Consider the following 19,113-nt stretch of genomic DNA (forward strand, 5'->3'; position numbering starts at 1 on the left):
GGCGTGGGTGGTCAGCCCTGCGCTCCGGCGTTGCGGGCTACCTCCATGACGTACTGGCCGTAGCCGGACTTGGCCAGGTCCGCGCCCAGCGCGAAGCACTCGTCGGGGGAGATGTAGCCCATCTGCAGCGCTATCTCCTCCAGGCACGCGATCCGGACCCCTTGCCGGTGCTCCAGGACCTGCACGAACTGCGACGCCTCCACCAGCGAGTCGTGCGTGCCGGTGTCCAGCCACGCGAAGCCGCGGCCGAGCGGGGTCAGCCGGGCACGACCGCGTTCGAGGTAGGTGAGGTTGATGTCGGTGATCTCCAGCTCGCCGCGGGCCGAGGGGGTCAGCCCCTTGGCGATGTCGACCACGTCGTTGTCGTAGAAGTACAGCCCGGTGATGGCCGTGTTCGAGGCGGGGCGTTGCGGCTTCTCGACGATGGACAGCAGGTTGCCCTCGTCGTCGACCTCGCCGACGCCGTAGCGCTCGGGATCCCGCACCGGGTAGCCGAACAGCGTGCAGCCGTGCAGCTCCCGCGCGCTGTTCCGCAGGACGCGGGAGAAGCCCTGGCCGTAGAAGATGTTGTCGCCCAGCACGAGGGCCACCGGGTCGTCACCGATGAAGTCCGCGCCGATCACGAAGGCCTCGGCCAGCCCGCGCGGCTCGTCCTGCACGGCGTAGTCGATCCGGATGCCGAACCGCGAGCCGTCGCCCAGCAGCCGCTGGAACAGGGGCAGGTCCGCCGGGGTGGAGATGAGCAGGACGTCCCGGATGCCGGAGAGCATGAGCACCGACAGCGGGTAGTAGATCATCGGCTTGTCGTAGACCGGTAAGAGCTGCTTGGAGACGGCCTGGGTCAACGGGTGCAGGCGCGTCCCGTTGCCCCCGGCCAGCACGATCCCCTTCACCGGCGTCCTTACCGGTAGTTCTCGAACTGCAGCGGCACCTCGAAGTCCGCCGACTTCAGGAGCTGGATGATCTCCTGCAGGTCGTCCTTCTTCTTGCCGGACACGCGCAGCGACTCGCCCTGGATCTGCGCCTGGACGCCCTTGGGGCCCTCGTCGCGGATCTTCTTGGAGATCTTCTTCGCGACCTCCTGCGAGATGCCCTGCACGAGCTTGCCGGTGACCCGGTAGACCTTCCCGGAGCTGGCCGGCTCGCCCATGTCGAGCGCCTTCAGCGAGACGCCGCGCTTGATCAGCTTCTCCTTGAAGACGTCGATGGCGGCCTCCAACCGCTTCTCGGTCTCCGACTCCAGCATGACCGCCTCGTCGCCGGACCACTCGATCTTCGTCCCGGTGCCGCGGAAGTCGAACCGGTTGGCCAGTTCCTTGGCCGCCTGGTTCAGCGCGTTGTCGACTTCCTGGCGGTCCACCTTGCTCACCACGTCGAAGGACGGGTTGGCCACCTTGCCTACCTCCGTTGTACTCAGCAGCGTCGTCGACGACCACGCTACCGCTCACCCCCGCTGCGCAAGGGGCGGACGCGGGTATGTATGCTTTCAAGTGCACGCCAGCGGGAGCTGGTGAGCACCCGCGCCGGGTTGCCCGAGCGGCCAAAGGGAGCTGACTGTAAATCAGCCGGCATTGCCTTCAGAGGTTCGAATCCTCTACCCGGCACGCACCCACGACGGCCCCTCGACCTGCACAGACAGGCCGAGGGGCCGTTCTCTTGCGGTCCGGCTGGCTACGGCCGTTGGCGGTCATCCGTGCCACATTCGTGCGTTTGCTGAAATGTCCGCGAGGACAGCTCGCGCAACGCGCGGACCAGGATGTCGGCGAGGGCACCGGGCTGCGCGGCCGGATCGAGTCGGCGGTGGCCACGGCATGAGGGTCGCGACGGTGGAAGTGCTCGGGCAGGCCTGCGAACATGTCGAGCTGGACCACGGGGGCGGCCGAGCTGATCCGGGACGGCGAGAACACCCTCTACCGTCTGCCCGGTGAGGTCGTCGCCCGCATCACCCGCATCCGCTGTGGGAATGGCGCGCTCTGCTTACGGCTGATGAGTTCCTGAGCTGCTGCGCCTGCATCGACGAACGCAGTAGGGCCGCAGGAGGTTCCCGCAGTCGGTGATCCCGGCGTGCTCCCGCTGTCTCCGCAGTTCCAGCGAGAGCACGCCGACGAGACCGGCGGCTCAGGCGAAGTAGACCACTGCGTCCCAGAAACCCCCATAGATGTCGCCGTGGGTGTCGGTGCCGAACTCGCCGACTTCGGTCAGCTGGGGCGCGGTGTAGTTCGTGTCCACGATGTTCCTCCTCCGTTGTGCCGCCGCTGGTCGGCGGCCGTACCCGGAATGCAACGCGGCCCGAGCGAGCTGATCAACCGTGCCGCCCCTGCATCACACGTAGGTCACGGCTAAATCACCTGTTGCAGGTACATCCCTGGAGCCCATGTTGACGAAGAACGTCGTGGTGTAGAGCACGGCGAAGGCAGTGGAAAGGCTGCTGGGGAGCATCGCGGATGGACTTGGCAGGTCCCCCACAACGCGATCGCGCCGCTGGCGCGCGGAGCCGTCGGCACCCCCTTCGGCGGTTCGCAGTTTCGCCTGGTCATTGCGCTGGGAAGCCAGTGAGGATGACGGGGAGCGAAGGGCTGGACGAGCTGACCGAGGCGCTGGGCGACATGGCCCGCGACCTGCTCGCGCAGGGTTCCGTGCAGCGGACCCTGGACCGGATCGTGCAGCACGCGGTGCGCATCGTCGACGGGTGCGAGCACGCCGGGATCATGGCGGTGCCCCAGCAGCAGGGCGTGCGGACCCTGGCCGCGACCAGCGAGCTGGCCCGGCGGTCGGACCTGCTCCAAGGTGAGCTGGGCGAGGGGCCGTGCTTCGACGCCCTGCACGATCGGCGGGCGGTGTACCGGATCGCCGATCTCGGCGTCCACAGCGATCGGTGGCCGCGCTACACCCCGCAGGCGCGCGAGCTGGGCATCGGCAGCATGATGGGGTTCTTGTTGTTCACCGAGTCGGACAACCTCGGTGCGCTGAACTTCTACTCGTCCCGCCCCAACGCGTTCACCGAGCGCTCCGAGCACGTGGGTCTGGTCTTCGCCGCGCACGCCGCGGTGGCGTTCTCCAGCGCCAGCAACGCCGCCCGGTTGGGTGAGGCGATCGAAACGGGGCGGCAGCGGTTCTCCGAGCTGCTCAGCCTCGCCCCCGTCGGGGTGGCGCTGTTCGACGAGGACGACCGGGTCCGGGACGCCAACGAGGCGCTGGGGCGGCTGACCGGATACGCGCACGCGCAGCTCCTGGGCATGCGGGGCGTCGAGCTGCTGCATCCCCGCGATCGCGGGGCGGGCGTCAGCACCGAAGCAGGCCGCGAGCACGGCACCGCCGGGCCGTCGGGGGTCCGCCAGCGCACGCTGGTGCGCCATGACGGCGAGCCGGTGATCTGCGAGGTGCGCTACGCCGCCTCCCCGCAGGACGGGGACGAGCGGTTCTGGTTGGTGAGCTTCCAGGACGTCACCGCGCGCTCGCACCAGGCCGCGTCGTTGCAGCACCAGGCTACCCACGACGTGCTGACCGGGCTGCCCAACCGGCGCGGCGTCGAGGAACTGCTGCGACGCCCCACCGAGGACACGGCGGTGCTGTTCGCGGACATCGACAACTTCAAGCGGGTCAACGACTCCCTGGGCCACGCCGCCGGTGACGAGCTGATCGTGCAGGTGGCGCAGCGCCTGCGCCAGACCGAACTGCCGGGCTGCACCGTCGCGCGCCTGTCCGGTGACGAGTTCCTGATCATCTGCACCGAGCTCGGGCGCGTCGGCGGGTTGCAGTCCTTGGCCGAACGCGTGTCCGGCATCCTGCGGATGACCGTGGCCGTGCGGGGGCACTCCATCCGCGTCTCCGCCTCCGTGGGCGCGGCGAAGGTACCGGCGGAGCCCGTCAGCGGTGAGGACCTGCTGCGGTACGCCGATACGGCCATGTTCACCGCCAAGCGCCAGGGCCCCGGCCAGTTGAAGCTGGCCGAGGAGGACATGCTCGCCCACGTCAGCGGGCAGGTGCAGGCCGAAGGCGACCTGACCCGGGCGCTGCGGGACGACGCCCTCGAACTGCACTACCAGCCGATCGTCGACGGCGACCGCGTCCCCGTCGCGGTCGAAGCCCTGGTGCGCTGGCCGCATCCGGAGCGGGGGATGCTGTCCCCGGCGGTCGTCCTGCCCACCGCCGAACAAGCCGGCCTGCTCCACGACCTCGACCGGTGGATCGTGCGCCGAGCCCTGCAGGACGCGGCCGGCTGGCCCGCGACCCCGGCGGGCCCGGTGCAGGTGTGGGTCAACCTCACCAACCAGACCGCCAGCGACTGCGACTTCCTCACCGGCCTCGGCGACACCCTCGCCCGCTCCGGCGTCGAACCGCACCGGCTGGTCCTGGAGATCACCGAGATGTCCCTGCTCGACCCGTCCGAGGCCACCCGGGACGCCATGCAGGGGCTGATCGACCAGGGCGTGTCCTTCGCCGTGGACGACTTCGGCACCGGCTACTCGTCCCTGGGCCGCCTCAAGGACCTCCCGATCGGCAGCATCAAGCTCGACCGCCAGTTCGCCGCCGGCATCGAGGACCACGAATTCGACCGCGCCATCGTGCGCTCGACCGTGGACATGGCCCACGCCGCCGGACTCGGCTGCGTGGCCGAAGGCGTGGAGACCACCACCCAGTTCCGCCTGCTCATCGCGCTGGGCATCGACGCGTACCAGGGGTTCCTGTTCTCCCACCCGCTGCCCGACGACGACCTCCGCGCCCTGCTCGGGGAGCGGACCCAGCTCCCGCGGCAGCGGTGAGGGCCCGGCCCCGCAGCCGGGCGGCCCCGAGACCTGCGCTGGTCCCGGGGCCGCCCTCGTGCTGCCCGGCGCGGGAGCGGTCCCGCGCCGCCTGCTCGCCTACCGGATCCTGATGGCCTGGAGGTTCACCCCGCCGGGGTGGTTCGGGAAGTGGAAGTAGGTGTACTTCCCGACCGGGTTGTTGGGCTGCCACCTGCCGTCCGCCTTGTACTGCACGCGGTTGTTCCCCGTCGAGAAATTGTCGAGCCAGCTGTCGGCGGGGAACGAGTATTCCCCGGCGTTGGCGAAGCAGGTCGTGTGCGCGCGATTCCCGCGGTGCCAGGTGACCCGCAGGAAATCGTTGCTGTTGCACGGGACCGTGTTGATCCGCGGCGTGGTGGATTCCGTCGACGCGACTCCGGCGGGGGCGATCGTGAACAGTCCGGCGGTCACCAGCGCGGTGCCGAGGACGGACGCGATCTTGCGATTCAGGCGGGCCACAGGGGCTCCTTTCCGATTCGGGGCGATTGCCGAGGCCGGGGGTTCCGTCGCCGTGCGGCCGGACCAGCACCGGTCGCACGAGCGCCGACCCGACGGGGTCGAATTCCGCCCGGCCGAGATCCACTATGCCGCCGCGGAACATCCCCGTCTATTTCCCCGAAGGGGGGAAATTAGCGGGTGGGGGCTGACGTCGTACCATTTTTCACCCGGCGCTCCAGCCGGGTGAGGCAATTTCGGAGAGGTCGAGAATTCGCGGATTCCCGGATTTCCGCGCGGGCGGAACAATGTAGTCGCCGGGGCGGCGCCCGGGAATTACCCGGACGAGTTGACGAGGTTCAGGGCCAGTCCGCCGAGCCCGGCCGTCCCGGTTCCGCGCCGCCGAGGTGGGCGCACCCGTCGGGGCGGCCGAGCGGTCCCGGCCAGTCCAGCGAGCGCCAGAACGCCATCGCCTCCGGCGTGTCGTCGATCGGCGCGGTGCTCCACCGGTGCTCCGGCCAGGTCGCCAGCACGGCGTCCAGCGCGCGGGTGGCCAGGCCGCGGCGGCGGCAGCGCGGGTCGATCCGGATGTGGTCGACGACGGCCAGCCGGCACGGGTCGCACATCAGCAGGTCGACGTCGCCGACGATGAGCCCGCCCAGCAGGATCTCGATCGCCGTGTGCCCGGCCGGGGGATCGGCGGGGGTGACGAGCAGTTCCAGGTCCGCGACCACCTGATCACTATGCGCCGAATCGGGCGACTTGCCCAGTCCGGACGATCACGGCCCGGGCGATCACGGCCCGGGTGATTGCGGCGGGGTGTCGTGGACCAGCACGTCGGCCTGGTCCAGCCCGGCGCGCAGGTCGCGCGCCGCGTCGGCGGGCAGCTCGCCCGCGAAGTCCGGACCGGCGGCCTTGACCAGCACGAGCAGCCGCTTGGCGATGCCGCGGGCCTGCGTGGTCCGGACGCGTTCGGCGCCCAGCTCCGCCCGGGACGCGTCGATCAGCTTCCGGTAGCGGTGGTTGAGCCCGGCATGCTCCGCCACGACGTCCAACGCGGCGGACAACGCCCTCAGCTCGGAGGTAGGCCAACTCTCAGTCACCGGCGCGACTCTAAGAGGTGTGGTGGTCTTCTTGGCGCGCGGTGCCGGTGGCGGAACCCCCGCAACCACCGTCAGGCAAGCGGCGAAGCCGCTTCCGCCTTGCCCCACCTGAGCAACTTGCACCGCCGCGGGTTCTCAGCGGTCTTCTCGCGAGGACGCCCTGACGCCGTGTACGTGGTTGGTACATGAGGAAGGGCGCCCGGAGCGAGAAGGCCGCTGAGGTTCCGCCACTTGCACCGCCACGCAAGGCGAGCCCAACACGGAAAACTCCGGCTAGCCTGGGTGGCATGGCCATTGACCGCCCCGCCCGCGCCGCCCGCCGTCGCGCGCTGCGCGCCGCCCACCAGGCCGCCGTGGCGCGGGAGCACCGGGGCGGTGGCGCCACCGCGCTGGGCGTCGAGGGCCTGTTCACCGCGGCGGCCCGGCACCAGCAGGAGCACCTGGCCTGGGTCGAGGTGGTCAAGGAGGACGAGCGCGAGTCGGCGGGCGGTCGGCTGGACCTGGACACCGGGGTGGTCCGGCTGCGGCGGCACCGCTGAGGGCTATGCCGCGGCCCAGCCCCGCCAGGTGCGCACGTCGACCACCAGCAGCCCGCTGTCCGGGCGCCGCTGCCGGTACTGCGGGTACTTCGCGACCAGCGCGTCGATGAGGTCCGGTCGGTCGGCGGCGGCGCGCACGGCGCCGATCCCGTCGGCGCGCACCCACCACAGCCGCGACCAGTCGTCCTCGTAGTGGTCGGCGAGCAGCGACACCGCCGGGTTCTCCTCGACGTTGCGCAGCCGCTTGAGCGCGGTGCTCCGCTTCGGCTTGTGGTCCACCGCGATGCCCACCTCGTCGCCGAGGACCGCGAACACCACCGGCACCAGGTGCGGGGCCCCGGCGGCGTCGGCGGTGGCCAACCGGGCGACCCGCGCTGCCCCGAACCGGTCACGTGCCTGCGCCTGGCTGATGCGCACCGCCACCTCCGCTACGTATGTTCGGGTTGTGCCTTCGAGCGCTCCCTCCACCCCAGGGGCCGCCGCCGCTGTCGGCCCCGGCTACCGCGACCAGCGGCATTGGCGTCACTACCAGGACTTCTTCCCCGGTGCGCTGCGCACCACCGACGGCAACGCGCCGGTCGAGCAGTGGTGGTCCTGGCGCGGGATGTCGGTGCACCTCGACCGGTTGCCCCGGCCCGACGCCCCGGCGACGCTGATCGCCCTGCACGGCGTCGGCACCTACGGCCGGATGCTGGCCCCCTTCGGCCGCCTGCCCGGCACCTCGGATCTGGAGTTCGTCGCTCCCGACCTACCCGGCTTCGGCCTCACCGACACCGGTCGGCGCGGCGTCACCTACCGGACGTGGGTGGACTGCGTGGTGGACCTGGTCGCCGCCGAACGCGCCCGGGGACGGCCGGTGGTGCTGCTCGGGCTCAGCGCGGGGGGCCGCCTGGCCTACGACGTCGCGGCGCGCGCCGGGGACGACGTGGCCGCGGTGATCGTCACCTGCCTGGCCGATCCCCGGCTCGCCGCGGTCCGGCGGCGGCTGGCCACCCGCCCGGAGCTGGCCCACTGGGCCGGGGTGCTGAGCGTGCTGCCGCCGCCGCTGCGGGCGCCCCGGCTGCCGGTGCACCTGCTGGCCAACATCGCCGCGGTGGCCAACCACGCCCAGTTCGCGAACCTGGTGTGGAACGATCCGCTCGGCGGCGGGAACTGGATCTCGCTGGGGTTCCTGCGGAGCTGCCTGGCCGCGCCGCCCACCGTCGCCCCGGAGGACTTCGGCGGCCCGCCGCTGCTGCTGGCCCACCCGGACGACGACCGGTGGACGCCGCTGCGCCCCTCGCGGGAGTTCTTCGACCGGATCGCCGCGCCGACCCGGTTCGCCACGCTCAGCGGGACCGGGCACTTCCCGGTGGAGGAGTCCGGGCTGGCCGACCTGGACCGCGCGGTGCGGGACTTCCTGGACGAGTTCGCGATCCAGTGACCACGCGTGTCGGACCGCGCTCGTACCGTGAGCGGGGAAATCGGTTGCTGCGGTGATGCTCACACAGTCCACCGCTCGCGGCGCCGACCACCAGCCCTGCTGCGGCTCACCGCGCCGCGGGCCGAAGTGGCAGGTCACGCCCGTGGGATGGGCCTGATCGGCGGTCGCGGGCGGGCCGGACCGGGTGCCGCGGGTGCGACGGTCACCATTCGCCCCTGGCCAAGCCGTGCGGCGGTGCGTCACGATCAGCGGCGGCGATCCGGCGTGCCGCGAGGAGGAGCGTGGATGATCGAGCGTCACCGCTCCCTCGAGTCCCAGGGCCCGCGCCCACCGGTGCGCGCCGAAGTCGATCCGGTGCGCCGCCGCCGGTTCACCGCCTTCTCGCTGATCGTGCTCGTCGCCGGGCTGCTGGCCAGCGGCGCGACCTCGGCGCTGGTGCCGTTCCACTACAGCACCGACCTGCTGTTCATCGGCCCGCTGCTGGCGATGGGCTTCCTGCTCGCCGAGCAGCTCACCATCGACGTCGACGTGCGGCGGGTCGGCTGGACGATCTCGTTCACCGAGATCCCGCTGATCCTCGGGCTGCTCACCGCGCCGTTCGAGGTGGTGCTCGCGGCGAACCTGCTGGCCGGGCTCGGCGCCCAGGTGGGCCGCCGCGCGGCCAGCCACGTCCTCTACAACGCGGGCGTGATGTGCCTGGAGATCGCGGTGCCCTTCGCGGTGGCGCACGCGGTCAACGCGGCGCTGGCCGGGATCGCCCCGGTCTGGTTCGGCCCGGTCGTCGGCACCCTGACCTCGTCCCTGCTGAGCTGCGGGTTCGCCTTGGCGGCGCTGCTGGTGCTGGGCGGGGCGATGCGGGTCTCGGCGGGCGGTCGGCTGGCGGTGCGGACGCTGGCCGTCGGGCTGCTCAACACCTCGGTCGGCCTGGTCGGCTTCGAGGTCGCGAGCACGACGCCGTGGGGCTGGCTGCTGGTGGGCCTGGTCGCCGCGGCGGTGATCGGGCTGTACCGGGCGTACTCGGGGCTGCTGCGCGAGCAGCGCGACCTCGAAGCGCTCAGCGACGTGAGCCTCAGCGTGGCGCGGTCCGGGCAGAGCCCCGGCCACGGCGCGGCCGATCCGGACGAGCAGACCTCGCCGGTGGCCGAGTGGGAACCGGTGGCCGAGCGGATCCGGGAGCAGCTCAACGCGACGCGGGTGGTGCTGCGGCTGCGCCTCGATCCGGCCGCCGACGTGAGCACCCTGGTGGCGGGGGAGCCGTTGCCAGCCGAGGCCGAGGAGGCCGCCCCGGCCGCGCTGCGCGACGATCCGCTGCTCCAGCTCCCGGGCAGCCACGTGCGCTCGTTCCGGACCCTGGATTCCCCGGAGGAGGTCCGGCGCGCGCTGCGGCTGCGCGGGGCCTACGAGGCGCTGGCGGTGCCGCTGCGCGGGGCGAGCCAACTGCTCGGCGCGGTGGAGGTGCACGACCGGGTCAGCCGGTGGCGCGGGTTCGGCCGCGCCGACGTGCGCCTGCTGCACACCCTGGCCAGCCACCTGGCGACCGCGATGGACAACCGCAGGCTGCTCGGCAGGCTGCGCCACGACGCCTACCACGACCCGCTGACCGGTCTGCTCAACCGGACCGGGTTCCGGGAGCGGGCCGCCGAGGAGCTGCGCGCCGGGCGGGTGGCGGTGGTGCTGCGGGTCGACCTGGACGTGCTCACCACGGTCAGCGAGGCGCTCGGCCACACCTGGAGCGACCGGATGATCGCCGCGGCGGGGCGGCGGATGCGCGAGGAGGTCGGCCAGGCCCCGCTGGCGCGGCTGGAGGCGAGCTCCTTCGCGGTGCTGCTGCCGGACCGCACCGAGGAGCAGGCGCACGAGGTGGCCCAGCACCTGCGCGCGGTGATCGCCGCGCCGTACCCGCTGGACCGGATCGTGGTGGAGGCCGCGGGCGTGGCCGGCTACTCCTCGTCGGCGCCCGCGGTGGGCGAGCCGGAGAACGACGTGGACGTGCTGCTCCAGCACGCCGACGTGGCGGTGCGCGCGGCGCGCAACGGCGAGGACGGGGTGCGCGGCTACGCCCCGGCGATGGGGCAGGTGTTCCTCCGGCGGTTCCAGCTCGTCACCCAGTTCCGGCAGGCGCTGGACAGCGGTCAGGTCGAGGTGCACTACCAGCCGAAGGTGGCGCTGCCGGGCCGCCAGGTCGTCGGGGCCGAGGCGCTGGTCCGCTGGTCGCACCCCGAGTACGGGCGGCTGGACCCGGACGAGTTCGTGCCGGTGGTGGAGGCCACCGGGCTGGTCGACGCGCTCACCTCGTTCGTGCTGGAGCGCTCGCTGGTCAAGATCCGGGAGTGGCTGGACCGGGGGCTGCGGATGTCGGTCGCGGTGAACCTCTCGGTGCGCAACCTCGCCGACGAGGCGTTCCCGGACCGGGTGGCCGAGGCGCTGCGCCGGCACGACATCGCTCCGGAGCTGCTGACCTTCGAGCTCACCGAGTCCAGCGTGATGGCCGATCCGGAGCGCGCGCTGCCGGTGCTGCGCCGGCTGCACGCGATGGGCGTGGTGCTCGCGGTGGACGACTTCGGCACCGGGTACTCCTCGCTGGCCTACCTGCGGCAGCTCCCGGTGGACGAGGTGAAGATCGACAAGAGCTTCGTGCTGGGCATGGGCACCGCGCTGGGCGACATGGCGGTGGTGCGCACCATCGTCGAGCTGGGGCACTCGCTGGACCTCGTGGTGGTCGCCGAGGGCGTGGAGGACGACGCCGCGCGGGAGCAGCTCGTCGCCATGGGCTGCGACGTCGCGCAGGGCTACCTGATTTCCCGGCCGCTGTCCGAGGAGCGGCTGGAGGCCTGGCTGCGGGCCCGCACCAAGAAGGTCCGCGGCACCCGTTCGGAGACCGTGCTCACACTGCTGCACTGAGCTGGCCGCCCCGCGGCCCGGAAACGCGATCTGACCTGCGTTGATCCGTTGGGGACCCCCCGGTGTGGAGGGGCTCGGGGAGGGTGTGTAGAGTTCTAATCGCTCCGCAAGAAGAGGGCACGCCCCAATAGCTCAGTCGGCAGAGCGTCTCCATGGTAAGGAGAAGGTCTACGGTTCGATTCCGTATTGGGGCTCGGAGAACAGCCGCGGTGCTCGGGAACCTGGGTGCTGTGGCTGTTTCGCATGGGATATCCTGGCCAGCACCGGGTGCTCGGCACGTGGAGGCCCAGGTATGGCGGTGTAGCTCAGTCGGTAGAGCAAGCGGCTCATAATCGCTGTGTCGCCGGTTCAAGTCCGGCCACCGCTACAATGGAAGGTCCGCGCACCTGAGTGGTGCCGTCGACGAACCGCGAGAGGAAGGGCACGCCCGTGGCCGCCACCGATGTCCGCCCCAAGATCACGCTGGCGTGCGAGGAGTGCAAGAACCGCAACTACATCACCAACAAGAACCGGCGCAACAACCCGGACCGGTTGGAGATGAAGAAGTTCTGCTCGACCTGCGGCACGCACCGCAAGCACAAGGAGACCCGCTGATCTCCTGATCGTCTTCGCAGGGACCCGCTCCGGCACCGGCCGGGGCGGGTTTTTCACGTCCGGGGCGAGTTCGCCCGCCACCGCCCCGGTAACCTGCGGTGGTGCCGCTCGACCAGTCATTCATCGGACGTCAGTACCCACCCGGCGAGACCTACGAGGTGGGCCGGGAGAAGATCCGCGAGTTCGCCGAGGCGATCGGCGCCGATTCGCCGGTGCACCGCGACGCGGCGGCCGCGCAGGCCGCCGGTCACCCGGACGTGATCGCCCCGCCGACCTTCGCGGTGCTGCTGTCGATGCGCGCGCACGACGTCCTGGTGCACGACCCGCAGCTCGGCCTCGACTACGCCCGGATGGTCCACGGGCAGCAGGAGTTCACCCACCACCGGCCGATCGTCGCCGGGGACCGGCTGGTCACGGCCGTGGCGGTGGACGACGTCAAGGAGCGCGCGGGCAACGACTTCCTCACCGTCCGCGCGGAGATCGCCACCGAGGCCGGGGCGCCGGTGTGCACGGCCACCTCGCTGCTGGTGGTCCGGGGAGCGGAAGGGGATGCCGCATGACGCTGCGCAGGGCCGAGATCGCGGTGGGCGACCAGTTGCCGCCGCTGGAGGTGCCGGTGACCCGCGAGGACCTGGTCCGGTACGCGGGGGCCTCGGGGGACTTCAACCCGATCCACTGGAACGAGCGGTTCGCGACCGAGGTCGGGCTGCCCGGCGTGATCGCGCACGGCATGTTCACGATGGCGCTGGCCGGGCGCCTGGTGTCGGAGTGGACCGGTGATCCCGCGGACGTGCTGCGGTTCTCGGTGCGCTTCACCCGCCCCGTCGTGGTGGCCGACGACGGCGTCGGCGCGACCGTGGAGCTGGGCGGCAAGGTCGCCGCGATCAACGAGGACGGCACGGCGAAGATCACCATCACCGCCCGCAGCGCCGGCCAGGGCGTCCTGGGCGGGGCCAACGCCCTGGTCCGCCTCGCCGAATCTCACCCGGCCGAATCTCACTCGGAAGTGTGATGAGTGAGGGGCACCCTGTACCAAGTCACGGGGTACAGGGTGCCCCTCACCTGGCCCCTGCTCACCTGGACGGGTGAGGTGGGGGTGCACGAAGGCCCGCCCGTCGCGGACGACGGGCGGGCCTCCTGCCGGGTGCGGTTACTTCGCCTCGCGCAGCAGCTCGCCCATCCGGCGGACGCCGGTCGCCAGGTCCTCGTCGCCGAGGGCGTAGGACATCCGGAAGTAGCCGGGGGTGCCGAAGGCCTCGCCCGGGACGACGGCGACCTCGGCCTGCTCCAGCACCAGCTCGGCCAGCTCGACGCTGGTCTGCGGCCGGACGCCGCGGATCTCCTTGCCCAGCAGCCCCTTCACCGAGGGGTACGCGTAGAACGCGCCCTCCGGCTCCGGGCAGCTCACGCCGGGGATGTCCGAGAGCAGGTCGACGATGGTGCGGCGGCGCCGGTCGAAGGCGTCGCGCATCTCGCGCACCGCCTCCAGGGAGCCGCTGACCGCCTCCAGCGCCGCGCGCTGGGCGACGTTGGTGACGTTCGACGACAGGTGCGACTGGAGGTTGGTCGCGGCCTTGACGACGTCGGTCGGGCCGATCATCCAGCCGACCCGCCAGCCGGTCATCGCGTAGGTCTTGGCGACGCCGTTGAGCACCACGCAGGTGTCGGCCAGCTCCGGCACCACGGCGGGCATCGAGACGTTCCGGGCCTCGCCGTAGACGAGGTGCTCGTAGATCTCGTCGGTGATCACCCAGATGCCGTGCTCGACGGCCCAGCGGCCGATGGCCTCGACCTGCTCCGGCGGGTACACCGCGCCGGTGGGGTTGGACGGCGAGTTGAACAGCAGGACCTTGGTCCGCGGGGTGCGGGCGGCCTCCAACTGCTCGACGGAGACCCGGTAGCCGGTGGACTCGTCAGCGGTCACCACGACCGGGACACCACCGGGCAGGGCGATCGCCTCGGGGTAGGTGGTCCAGTAGGGGGCGGGCAGCAGCACCTCGTCGCCCGGGTCCAGCAGGGTCTGGAACGCCTGGTAGACGGCCTGCTTGCCGCCGTTGGTGACCAGCACCTGATCGGGCTGGACCTGGTGGGCCGAGTCGCGCAGGGTCTTGGCGGCGATCGCCTCGCGCAGTTCGGGCAGGCCGGCCGCCGGGCTGTAGCGGTGGTTCTTCGGGTCGGAGCAGGCGGCGATCGCGGCGTCCACGATCGGCTGCGGGGTCGGGAAGTCCGGCTCGCCCGCGCCGAACCCGATCACCGGGCGCCCGGCCGCCTTGAGGGCCTTGGCCTTGGCGTCGACGGCGAGCGTCGCGGATTCGCTGATCCCGGCGATGCGGGCGGAGACCCGCGTCTTGGTCTGGTTGGTGTCAGGTGCGGCCATGGCTGCAATCCTGGCAGACGTCGAGCGCGCACAACGAGCTGGTGACGCGGCCCACCACCGCCGCCACCAGCGCCCGACCGGGTGAAGTTGATCGGAGTCGCCCCAGAACCGGCGCGACGGTCCGGGCGCCGCGGGCGCCGTGGTGCTCATCACTGCCGCGACCTGCGGTGGAGTTGATCTCGGCCGGTTCCCGCGGCGGGTGGTGGGGGTGCCTGTTCCGGGTACCCGGGGGGCTTCTGTAGACTTCGGTAATTGGGATACCCGCGGACCGTGCAAACCCCGGATGCCGGGGATGGTCTAGGGTGTCCTTGCCATTGCGGTCGAGCTCCAGGGCCGCAAAAGGGGTGTAGCTCAATTGGCAGAGCAGCGGTCTCCAAAACCGCAGGTTGCAGGTTCAAGTCCTGTCACCCCTGCGTCGATGCGACGGTGAGTGGAGGATGGGCGTGAGCGAGGACCGCGACCACGAGCGGGACGAGGCGCGTGATGGCGCGACCGACCCGTCCGGTGCCGCGGCGCGGCGCGACCGTCGCGCCTCCGCCCGCCCGGTCGGCCGCAAGGGCCGATCCGGCGAGTCGGGCTCGGCTCGCACAACAGAGTCCAAGGGTCGGCCGACCCCTTCGCGGGACGGCCGGCAGGGTCGGGTTTCGCCGTTCCGGAAGATCGGGCGCTTCCTGCGCGAGGTCGTCGCCGAACTGCGCAAGGTCATCTGGCCGACGCGCAAGTCGCTGGTGACCTACACGTTCGTGGTGCTGGTGTTCGTCAGCGTCATGGTCGCGTTCATCTCCCTTGTGGACCTGGGCCTCGCCAAGGGCGTCCTCTGGCTGTTCGGCTGAACACCTCCGGGCCCGCGCGAGGAGCGGGACGGCGGATGCCAACCAGGCACGCAACGCACGAGAGGAAGCGAGACCGACTGTGACCTCCCACGAGGGCCAGGAACCGAACGGCCTCACCGATGAGCAGGTGAACGCCGGGGCCGACCAGGTCGCGGCGGGGTCGGTCGACGCCGCTGGTTCCGCGGACGCCGCCGGCTCCGGCGAGGACACCGGCTCCGCTCCGGAATCCACCACCGACGACGACCGGACCACCGAGGACCGCGCCACCGACGACGACCGGACCACCGAGGACCGCGCCGCCGAGGAACAGGGCACCGAGGACCAGGGCACCGAGGGCCGCGAAGCCGAGGACCAGGGTGCCGAGGAGCGGGCCATCGGCGAGGGCCCGACGACCGAGGACTCCGACGCCGAGGCGGCGGAGGCCGAGGGCGAGGAGGAGCCGGACCCGGTCGAGGAGCTGCGCGCCGCGCTGCGCCGCGCCCCCGGCGACTGGTACGTGATCCACTCCTACGCCGGGTACGAGAACAAGGTCAAGACCAACCTGGAGACCCGCGCCCAGACGCTGGACGTCGAGGACTACATCTTCCAGGTCGAGGTCCCGACCGAGGAAGTCACCGAGATCAAGAACGGCCAGCGCAAGCTGGTGCAGCGCAAGGTGCTGCCCGGCTACATCCTGGTCCGGATGGAGCTCAACGACGCCTCCTGGGGCGCGGTGCGCAACACCCCGGGCGTCACCGGGTTCGTCGGCGCCACCTCCAAGCCGTCGCCGCTGACCATCGACGACGTGCTGAAGTTCCTGGCGCCGCAGGTCGAGAAGGAAGCCAAGCCGGAGCCGGGCAAGAAGGCCGCGCAGCAGCCCGCCGCCGCCAAGCCGTCGTCGGTCGAGGTGGACTTCGAGGTCGGCGAGTCCGTCACGGTGATGGACGGCCCGTTCGCGACGCTTCCCGCGACCATCAACGAGGTCAACCCGGACGCCCAGAAGCTCAAGGTGCTGGTGTCGATCTTCGGTCGCGAGACCCCGGTCGAGCTGTCCTTCAGCCAGGTTTCCAAGATCTGACCGACTCCCCACGGGGAGTGCGTCGGCCGCGCGCGGACCCGGCAGGACCCGCGCGCGGTGCCGGTGGCCCACCTGGGCCGCCGGCGAACCCGTTCCGCCCTCGGAGCGGGAAAGGTGTCTACCAGAACACAGGAAGCAATCATGCCGCCCAAGAAGAAGAAGCTTGCCGGGATCATCAAGCTCCAGATCCAGGCCGGCCAGGCCAACCCGGCTCCGCCGGTCGGTCCGGCGCTGGGTCAGCACGGCGTCAACATCATGGAGTTCTGCAAGGCCTACAACGCCGCGACCGAGTCGCAGCGCGGCAACGTGGTGCCGGTCGAGATCTCCGTGTTCGAGGACCGCTCGTTCACCTTCCAGCTCAAGACCCCGCCGGCCGCGAAGCTGCTGCTGAAGGCTGCCAACGTGCAGAAGGGCAGCGGCGAGCCGCACAAGAGCAAGGTCGGCAAGGTCACCATGGAGCAGGTCCGCGAGATCGCGCAGACCAAGATGGAAGACCTCAACGCCAACGACATGGACCAGGCCTCGAAGATCATCGCCGGCACCGCCCGGTCGATGGGCCTGACCATCGAGGACTGAGCTCCTCTCGAGTGGGAGGGCTCCAGCGCAGCCCGACCAACCACACCTGATCCGCTTTTCGAATAGGACAGACATGGCACAGCGCAGCAAGGCCTACCAGCAGGCGGCGGAGCTCGTCGACCGCGCCCGGCTGTACACGCCTTCCGAGGCCGCCGACCTGGCGAAGAAGACCTCGAAGGCGAAGCTCGACGCCACCGTCGAGGTCGCGATGCGGCTCGGCGTCGACCCCCGCAAGGCAGACCAGATGGTCCGCGGCACCGTGAACCTGCCGCACGGCACCGGCAAGACTGCCCGCGTCATCGTGTTCGCCGTTGGTGACAAGGCCGCCGAGGCCGAGGAAGCCGGCGCGGACGCGGTTGGCTCCGACGACCTGATCGAGCGCATCCAGGGCGGCTGGCTCGATTTCGACGCGGCGATCGCCACCCCGGACCAGATGGCCAAGGTCGGCAAGATCGCGCGGGTCCTCGGCCCGCGCGGCCTGATGCCGAACCCGAAGACCGGCACCGTCACCCCGAACGTCAGCAAGGCGGTCGCGGACATCAAGGGCGGTAAGATCAACTTCCGGGTCGACAAGCAGGCCAACCTGCACATCATCATCGGCAAGGTGTCCTTCGGCACCGACAAGCTGGTGGAGAACTACACCGCCGCGCTGGACGAGATCCTGCGCGCGAAGCCGTCGGCCTCGAAGGGTCGGTACCTGAAGAAGGTCACCTTCACCACGACGATGGGCCCCGGCATCCCGGTGGACCCGGCGGGTCGCTCCTGAGCGATCGGCTTCGGCCTTCCCGGTAGGGGGCGGATCGGCTTCGGCCGGTCCGCCCCTTCCGCGTTCCAGGGGGTTTCAGCCCGCGGCGGGTCGGCCGCCCGGATCTCAGCGGCATTCGGCGGCGTTCATGTCGTAGGCCGAGATGAGCCAGCCGCCGTCGGGCTGGCGGGTCAGGCCGAAGCTGCCGAGCCGCGGTCCGCCGGTGGACCGGATGCGGCAGGCGTAGGCGGCGGCCTCGTCCCCGGCGACCTCCACGGCGTCGTGCGCGAAGTCGGGGTTGGCGAACGCCCCGGGTTCGGTGATCTGCGCGCGCACGGCGCGCGCGGCGCCGGGGCAGTCCGGGGCGTCGTGGGCGAGGGCGAACGCCTGCTTGCCGGAGTCGGCGAACAGCGCGCACGCGGCTCCCGGGTCGTCCCCGCGCAGCAGGTTGTAGGCACCGCGCACGGCCTGCTGCGGGCTGGTCGAGAGCACCGGGGCCGCGCCGGACGGCCCGCCGCCGTCGCTGCCGCTGTCGTCGTCCTCGCCGAAGAGGTAGCCGATCAGCATCCGCACGACGAGCAGGAACAGCAGCAGGTAGAGCAGCCGCCGGACGAACTTGTAGCGCAGCAGGCCCAGCGCGCGCCGCCACCAGGGCCGCTTCGGCGGCGGGGCGGCGGGTGGTGCCCCCGGCGGTTCCCCGGCCTGGCCGCGCTTCCACTCCTTGAACCGCTGGAACTCCAGGAACTCCTGGTAGTCGGCATCGGTCGAGCCCCGCGCGTCGTGCACCTCCTCGGAGACGACCTCCGCGTCGATGATCTCGCTGTCCGGGCGGGGTTCGGGGCGGTGAGGGTCGGCCACGATCACCATCATGCCGCGCCGCGCAACCGCCGCCGCGGGGGTGGTGACCGGGGCCGTCGCCGGATCGCGTACTCTGGGTGCAGTTCCACCCAAGACCGCTGGTCTGCTCCGGGTTCCGACGCGGAGCACGAAGGTCCCGTGAGATGCGGGCGGCCTGCGCAGGAGGGACGAGGCCGACCGGAGCGCGCTGCGTGCGCGCCCGCTTGCGACGCCCCGTGCTCTGCTGCGCCGGGGCGTTTCGTCGTCTCAGGGCCCGACTGGTGCGGATCTCAGTCGGCTACAGAGAGGAGGCGACATGGCGAAGCCCGACAAGGTCGACGCGGTCAACGAGATCGCGCAGCGGTTCGACACCGCTACCGCGGCGCTCGTGACGGAGTACCGCGGCCTGTCCATGGCGAAGCTCACCGAGCTGCGGCGCGCCCTCGGCCAGGGCGCGACCTACCGTGTCGCGAAGAACACGCTGGTCAAGCGTGCGGCCGAGCAGCAGGGCATCGAGGGCCTCGACGACCTGTTCATCGGCCCGACCGCGATCACCTTCATCGAGGGCGAGCCGGTCGACGCGGCCAAGGCGCTGCGCGAGTTCTCCAAGGACAACGACGCCCTGGTCATCAAGGGCGGCTACATGGACGGCCGCGCGCTGTCGGTGGCCGAGGTCGAGCGGATCGCCGACCTCGACTCCCGCGAGGTCACCCTGGGCAAGTTGGCCGGGGCCATGCAGGCCAAGATGAGCCAGGCCGCGGCGCTGTTCGCCGCTCCGGCCACCAAGGCCGCGCGGCTGGCTGCTGCTCTGGAGGAGAAGAAGGGCAGCGAGTCCGGCTCCTGAGCCGGGTCGCCCCGACGAAATCATTCCCGCCCGGTGGGCGGGCATCGAATGGAAAGGAACGCCGC

The 19,113-nt window shown here is 71.3% G+C and carries 22 protein-coding genes and 4 tRNA genes; 17 read left to right on the top strand and 9 right to left on the bottom strand.

The genetic code is table 11. From position 1 onward, the window contains the following. Positions 1–11: 11 nt before the first annotated feature. Together rfbA and ABD976_RS04275 are read right to left on the bottom strand one after the other, a co-directional pair. On the bottom strand, positions 12–893 hold the full coding sequence (rfbA, locus tag ABD976_RS04270; RefSeq protein ID WP_345357412.1) for a glucose-1-phosphate thymidylyltransferase RfbA: 882 nt from the start codon (positions 891–893) through the stop codon (positions 12–14). A gap of 8 nt (positions 894–901) precedes the next feature. Then, positions 902–1,393 carry a YajQ family cyclic di-GMP-binding protein gene (locus ABD976_RS04275; protein ID WP_345357415.1) on the bottom strand — a complete coding sequence of 164 codons (492 nt, stop codon included), beginning with the start codon at positions 1,391–1,393 and terminating at the stop codon, positions 902–904. A 129-nt stretch (positions 1,394–1,522) separates the two neighbouring features. Between ABD976_RS04275 and ABD976_RS04280 the strand changes: the two genes are divergently transcribed. Beyond that, positions 1,523–1,604, top strand: a tRNA-Tyr gene (locus ABD976_RS04280). A gap of 250 nt (positions 1,605–1,854) precedes the next feature. Further along, entirely contained in the window at positions 1,855–1,998 is a 144-nt protein-coding gene (locus ABD976_RS04285; protein WP_345357418.1) for a hypothetical protein, read from the top strand. A gap of 120 nt (positions 1,999–2,118) precedes the next feature. Here the strand turns inward: ABD976_RS04285 and ABD976_RS04290 are convergent, their stop codons facing one another. Continuing rightward, entirely contained in the window at positions 2,119–2,229 is a 111-nt protein-coding gene (locus ABD976_RS04290; RefSeq protein WP_345357421.1) for a lasso RiPP family leader peptide-containing protein, read from the bottom strand. 329 nt (positions 2,230–2,558) lie between these two features. Here ABD976_RS04290 and ABD976_RS04295 point away from each other — a divergent pair, with 329 nt between their 5' ends. After that, on the top strand, positions 2,559–4,763 hold the full coding sequence (locus ABD976_RS04295; protein ID WP_345357424.1) for a putative bifunctional diguanylate cyclase/phosphodiesterase: 2,205 nt from the start codon (positions 2,559–2,561) through the stop codon (positions 4,761–4,763). Positions 4,764–4,862: 99 nt separating this feature from the next. Here ABD976_RS04295 and ABD976_RS04300 read toward each other — a convergent pair whose 3' ends face one another. The 3 genes from ABD976_RS04300 to ABD976_RS04310 form a co-directional block, all read right to left on the bottom strand. After that, positions 4,863–5,243, bottom strand: a complete 381-nt coding sequence (locus ABD976_RS04300; RefSeq protein WP_345357427.1) for a beta/gamma crystallin domain-containing protein — start codon at positions 5,241–5,243, stop codon at positions 4,863–4,865. Positions 5,244–5,578: 335 nt separating this feature from the next. Continuing rightward, on the bottom strand, positions 5,579–5,953 hold the full coding sequence (locus tag ABD976_RS04305; RefSeq protein ID WP_345357430.1) for a GNAT family N-acetyltransferase: 375 nt from the start codon (positions 5,951–5,953) through the stop codon (positions 5,579–5,581). Between the two features lie 60 nt (positions 5,954–6,013). Then, a complete protein-coding gene (locus ABD976_RS04310) occupies positions 6,014–6,322 on the bottom strand; it encodes a hypothetical protein (protein ID WP_345357433.1) in 309 nt (102 codons plus the stop codon). 287 nt (positions 6,323–6,609) lie between these two features. Between ABD976_RS04310 and ABD976_RS04315 the strand changes: the two genes are divergently transcribed. Beyond that, positions 6,610–6,861 carry a hypothetical protein gene (locus ABD976_RS04315; RefSeq protein WP_345357436.1) on the top strand — a complete coding sequence of 84 codons (252 nt, stop codon included), beginning with the start codon at positions 6,610–6,612 and terminating at the stop codon, positions 6,859–6,861. Between the two features lie 3 nt (positions 6,862–6,864). Here the strand turns inward: ABD976_RS04315 and ABD976_RS04320 are convergent, their stop codons facing one another. Further along, positions 6,865–7,278, bottom strand: coding sequence for a TIGR03668 family PPOX class F420-dependent oxidoreductase (locus tag ABD976_RS04320; RefSeq protein ID WP_345357439.1), 414 nt, complete (start codon positions 7,276–7,278; stop codon positions 6,865–6,867). 28 nt (positions 7,279–7,306) lie between these two features. Here ABD976_RS04320 and ABD976_RS04325 point away from each other — a divergent pair, with 28 nt between their 5' ends. From ABD976_RS04325 to ABD976_RS04355, 7 genes are all read left to right on the top strand, one after another. Next, complete coding sequence (locus ABD976_RS04325) at positions 7,307–8,284, top strand: alpha/beta hydrolase (protein ID WP_345357442.1); 978 nt, start codon at positions 7,307–7,309, stop codon at positions 8,282–8,284. Positions 8,285–8,569: 285 nt separating this feature from the next. Further along, positions 8,570–11,185, top strand: a complete 2,616-nt coding sequence (locus tag ABD976_RS04330) for a putative bifunctional diguanylate cyclase/phosphodiesterase (RefSeq protein WP_345357445.1) — start codon at positions 8,570–8,572, stop codon at positions 11,183–11,185. Positions 11,186–11,306: 121 nt separating this feature from the next. Then, positions 11,307–11,379 (top strand) — tRNA-Thr (locus ABD976_RS04335). A gap of 100 nt (positions 11,380–11,479) precedes the next feature. Continuing rightward, a tRNA-Met gene (locus ABD976_RS04340) sits at positions 11,480–11,552 on the top strand. Positions 11,553–11,614: 62 nt separating this feature from the next. Continuing rightward, entirely contained in the window at positions 11,615–11,779 is a 165-nt protein-coding gene (gene rpmG, locus ABD976_RS04345; RefSeq protein ID WP_345357448.1) for a 50S ribosomal protein L33, read from the top strand. Between the two features lie 101 nt (positions 11,780–11,880). Then, positions 11,881–12,339: a MaoC family dehydratase N-terminal domain-containing protein gene (locus tag ABD976_RS04350; RefSeq protein ID WP_345357451.1), complete on the top strand. Its 459-nt coding sequence runs from the start codon at positions 11,881–11,883 to the stop codon at positions 12,337–12,339. Next, positions 12,336–12,791, top strand: coding sequence for a MaoC family dehydratase (locus ABD976_RS04355; protein WP_345357454.1), 456 nt, complete (start codon positions 12,336–12,338; stop codon positions 12,789–12,791). The genes ABD976_RS04350 and ABD976_RS04355 overlap by 4 nt, the downstream gene beginning before the upstream one ends. Before the next feature lie 138 nt (positions 12,792–12,929). Here the strand turns inward: ABD976_RS04355 and ABD976_RS04360 are convergent, their stop codons facing one another. Beyond that, positions 12,930–14,156, bottom strand: coding sequence for a pyridoxal phosphate-dependent aminotransferase (locus ABD976_RS04360; protein WP_345357458.1), 1,227 nt, complete (start codon positions 14,154–14,156; stop codon positions 12,930–12,932). 340 nt (positions 14,157–14,496) lie between these two features. Between ABD976_RS04360 and ABD976_RS04365 the strand changes: the two genes are divergently transcribed. The 5 genes from ABD976_RS04365 to rplA all read left to right on the top strand — a co-directional run bounded on the left by ABD976_RS04365 (position 14,497) and on the right by rplA (position 17,388). After that, a tRNA-Trp gene (locus ABD976_RS04365) sits at positions 14,497–14,569 on the top strand. A gap of 30 nt (positions 14,570–14,599) precedes the next feature. Beyond that, a complete protein-coding gene (secE, locus tag ABD976_RS04370; RefSeq protein ID WP_345357461.1) occupies positions 14,600–14,989 on the top strand; it encodes a preprotein translocase subunit SecE in 390 nt (129 codons plus the stop codon). A gap of 79 nt (positions 14,990–15,068) precedes the next feature. After that, positions 15,069–16,046, top strand: coding sequence for a transcription termination/antitermination protein NusG (gene nusG, locus ABD976_RS04375; RefSeq protein ID WP_345357464.1), 978 nt, complete (start codon positions 15,069–15,071; stop codon positions 16,044–16,046). Positions 16,047–16,187: 141 nt separating this feature from the next. Continuing rightward, positions 16,188–16,622 carry a 50S ribosomal protein L11 gene (gene rplK, locus ABD976_RS04380; protein ID WP_345357467.1) on the top strand — a complete coding sequence of 145 codons (435 nt, stop codon included), beginning with the start codon at positions 16,188–16,190 and terminating at the stop codon, positions 16,620–16,622. A gap of 73 nt (positions 16,623–16,695) precedes the next feature. Then, positions 16,696–17,388 carry a 50S ribosomal protein L1 gene (rplA, locus tag ABD976_RS04385; protein WP_345357470.1) on the top strand — a complete coding sequence of 231 codons (693 nt, stop codon included), beginning with the start codon at positions 16,696–16,698 and terminating at the stop codon, positions 17,386–17,388. A gap of 105 nt (positions 17,389–17,493) precedes the next feature. Here the strand turns inward: rplA and ABD976_RS04390 are convergent, their stop codons facing one another. Further along, entirely contained in the window at positions 17,494–18,225 is a 732-nt protein-coding gene (locus tag ABD976_RS04390) for a hypothetical protein (RefSeq protein ID WP_345357473.1), read from the bottom strand. A 295-nt stretch (positions 18,226–18,520) separates the two neighbouring features. Here ABD976_RS04390 and rplJ point away from each other — a divergent pair, with 295 nt between their 5' ends. After that, a complete protein-coding gene (gene rplJ, locus ABD976_RS04395) occupies positions 18,521–19,048 on the top strand; it encodes a 50S ribosomal protein L10 (RefSeq protein WP_345357476.1) in 528 nt (175 codons plus the stop codon). Positions 19,049–19,113 lie beyond the last annotated feature (65 nt).

Origin of the sequence: Saccharopolyspora cebuensis (assembly GCF_039542665.1) — a bacterium.
GTDB classification, from domain to species: Bacteria; Actinomycetota; Actinomycetes; order Mycobacteriales; family Pseudonocardiaceae; genus Saccharopolyspora; species Saccharopolyspora cebuensis.

Coding starts and splice junctions, on each gene's coding strand:
- ABD976_RS04315 (WP_345357436.1), top strand. CDS start 6,610: ATGGCCATTGACCGCCCCGCCCGCGCCGCCCGCCGTCGCGCGCTGCGC.
- rplK (WP_345357467.1), top strand. CDS start 16,188: ATGCCGCCCAAGAAGAAGAAGCTTGCCGGGATCATCAAGCTCCAGATC.
- ABD976_RS04295 (WP_345357424.1), top strand. CDS start 2,559: ATGACGGGGAGCGAAGGGCTGGACGAGCTGACCGAGGCGCTGGGCGAC.
- rplJ (WP_345357476.1), top strand. CDS start 18,521: ATGGCGAAGCCCGACAAGGTCGACGCGGTCAACGAGATCGCGCAGCGG.
- ABD976_RS04360 (WP_345357458.1), bottom strand. CDS start 14,156: ATGGCCGCACCTGACACCAACCAGACCAAGACGCGGGTCTCCGCCCGC.
- ABD976_RS04355 (WP_345357454.1), top strand. CDS start 12,336: ATGACGCTGCGCAGGGCCGAGATCGCGGTGGGCGACCAGTTGCCGCCG.
- ABD976_RS04285 (WP_345357418.1), top strand. CDS start 1,855: ATGTCGAGCTGGACCACGGGGGCGGCCGAGCTGATCCGGGACGGCGAG.
- rplA (WP_345357470.1), top strand. CDS start 16,696: ATGGCACAGCGCAGCAAGGCCTACCAGCAGGCGGCGGAGCTCGTCGAC.
- ABD976_RS04330 (WP_345357445.1), top strand. CDS start 8,570: ATGATCGAGCGTCACCGCTCCCTCGAGTCCCAGGGCCCGCGCCCACCG.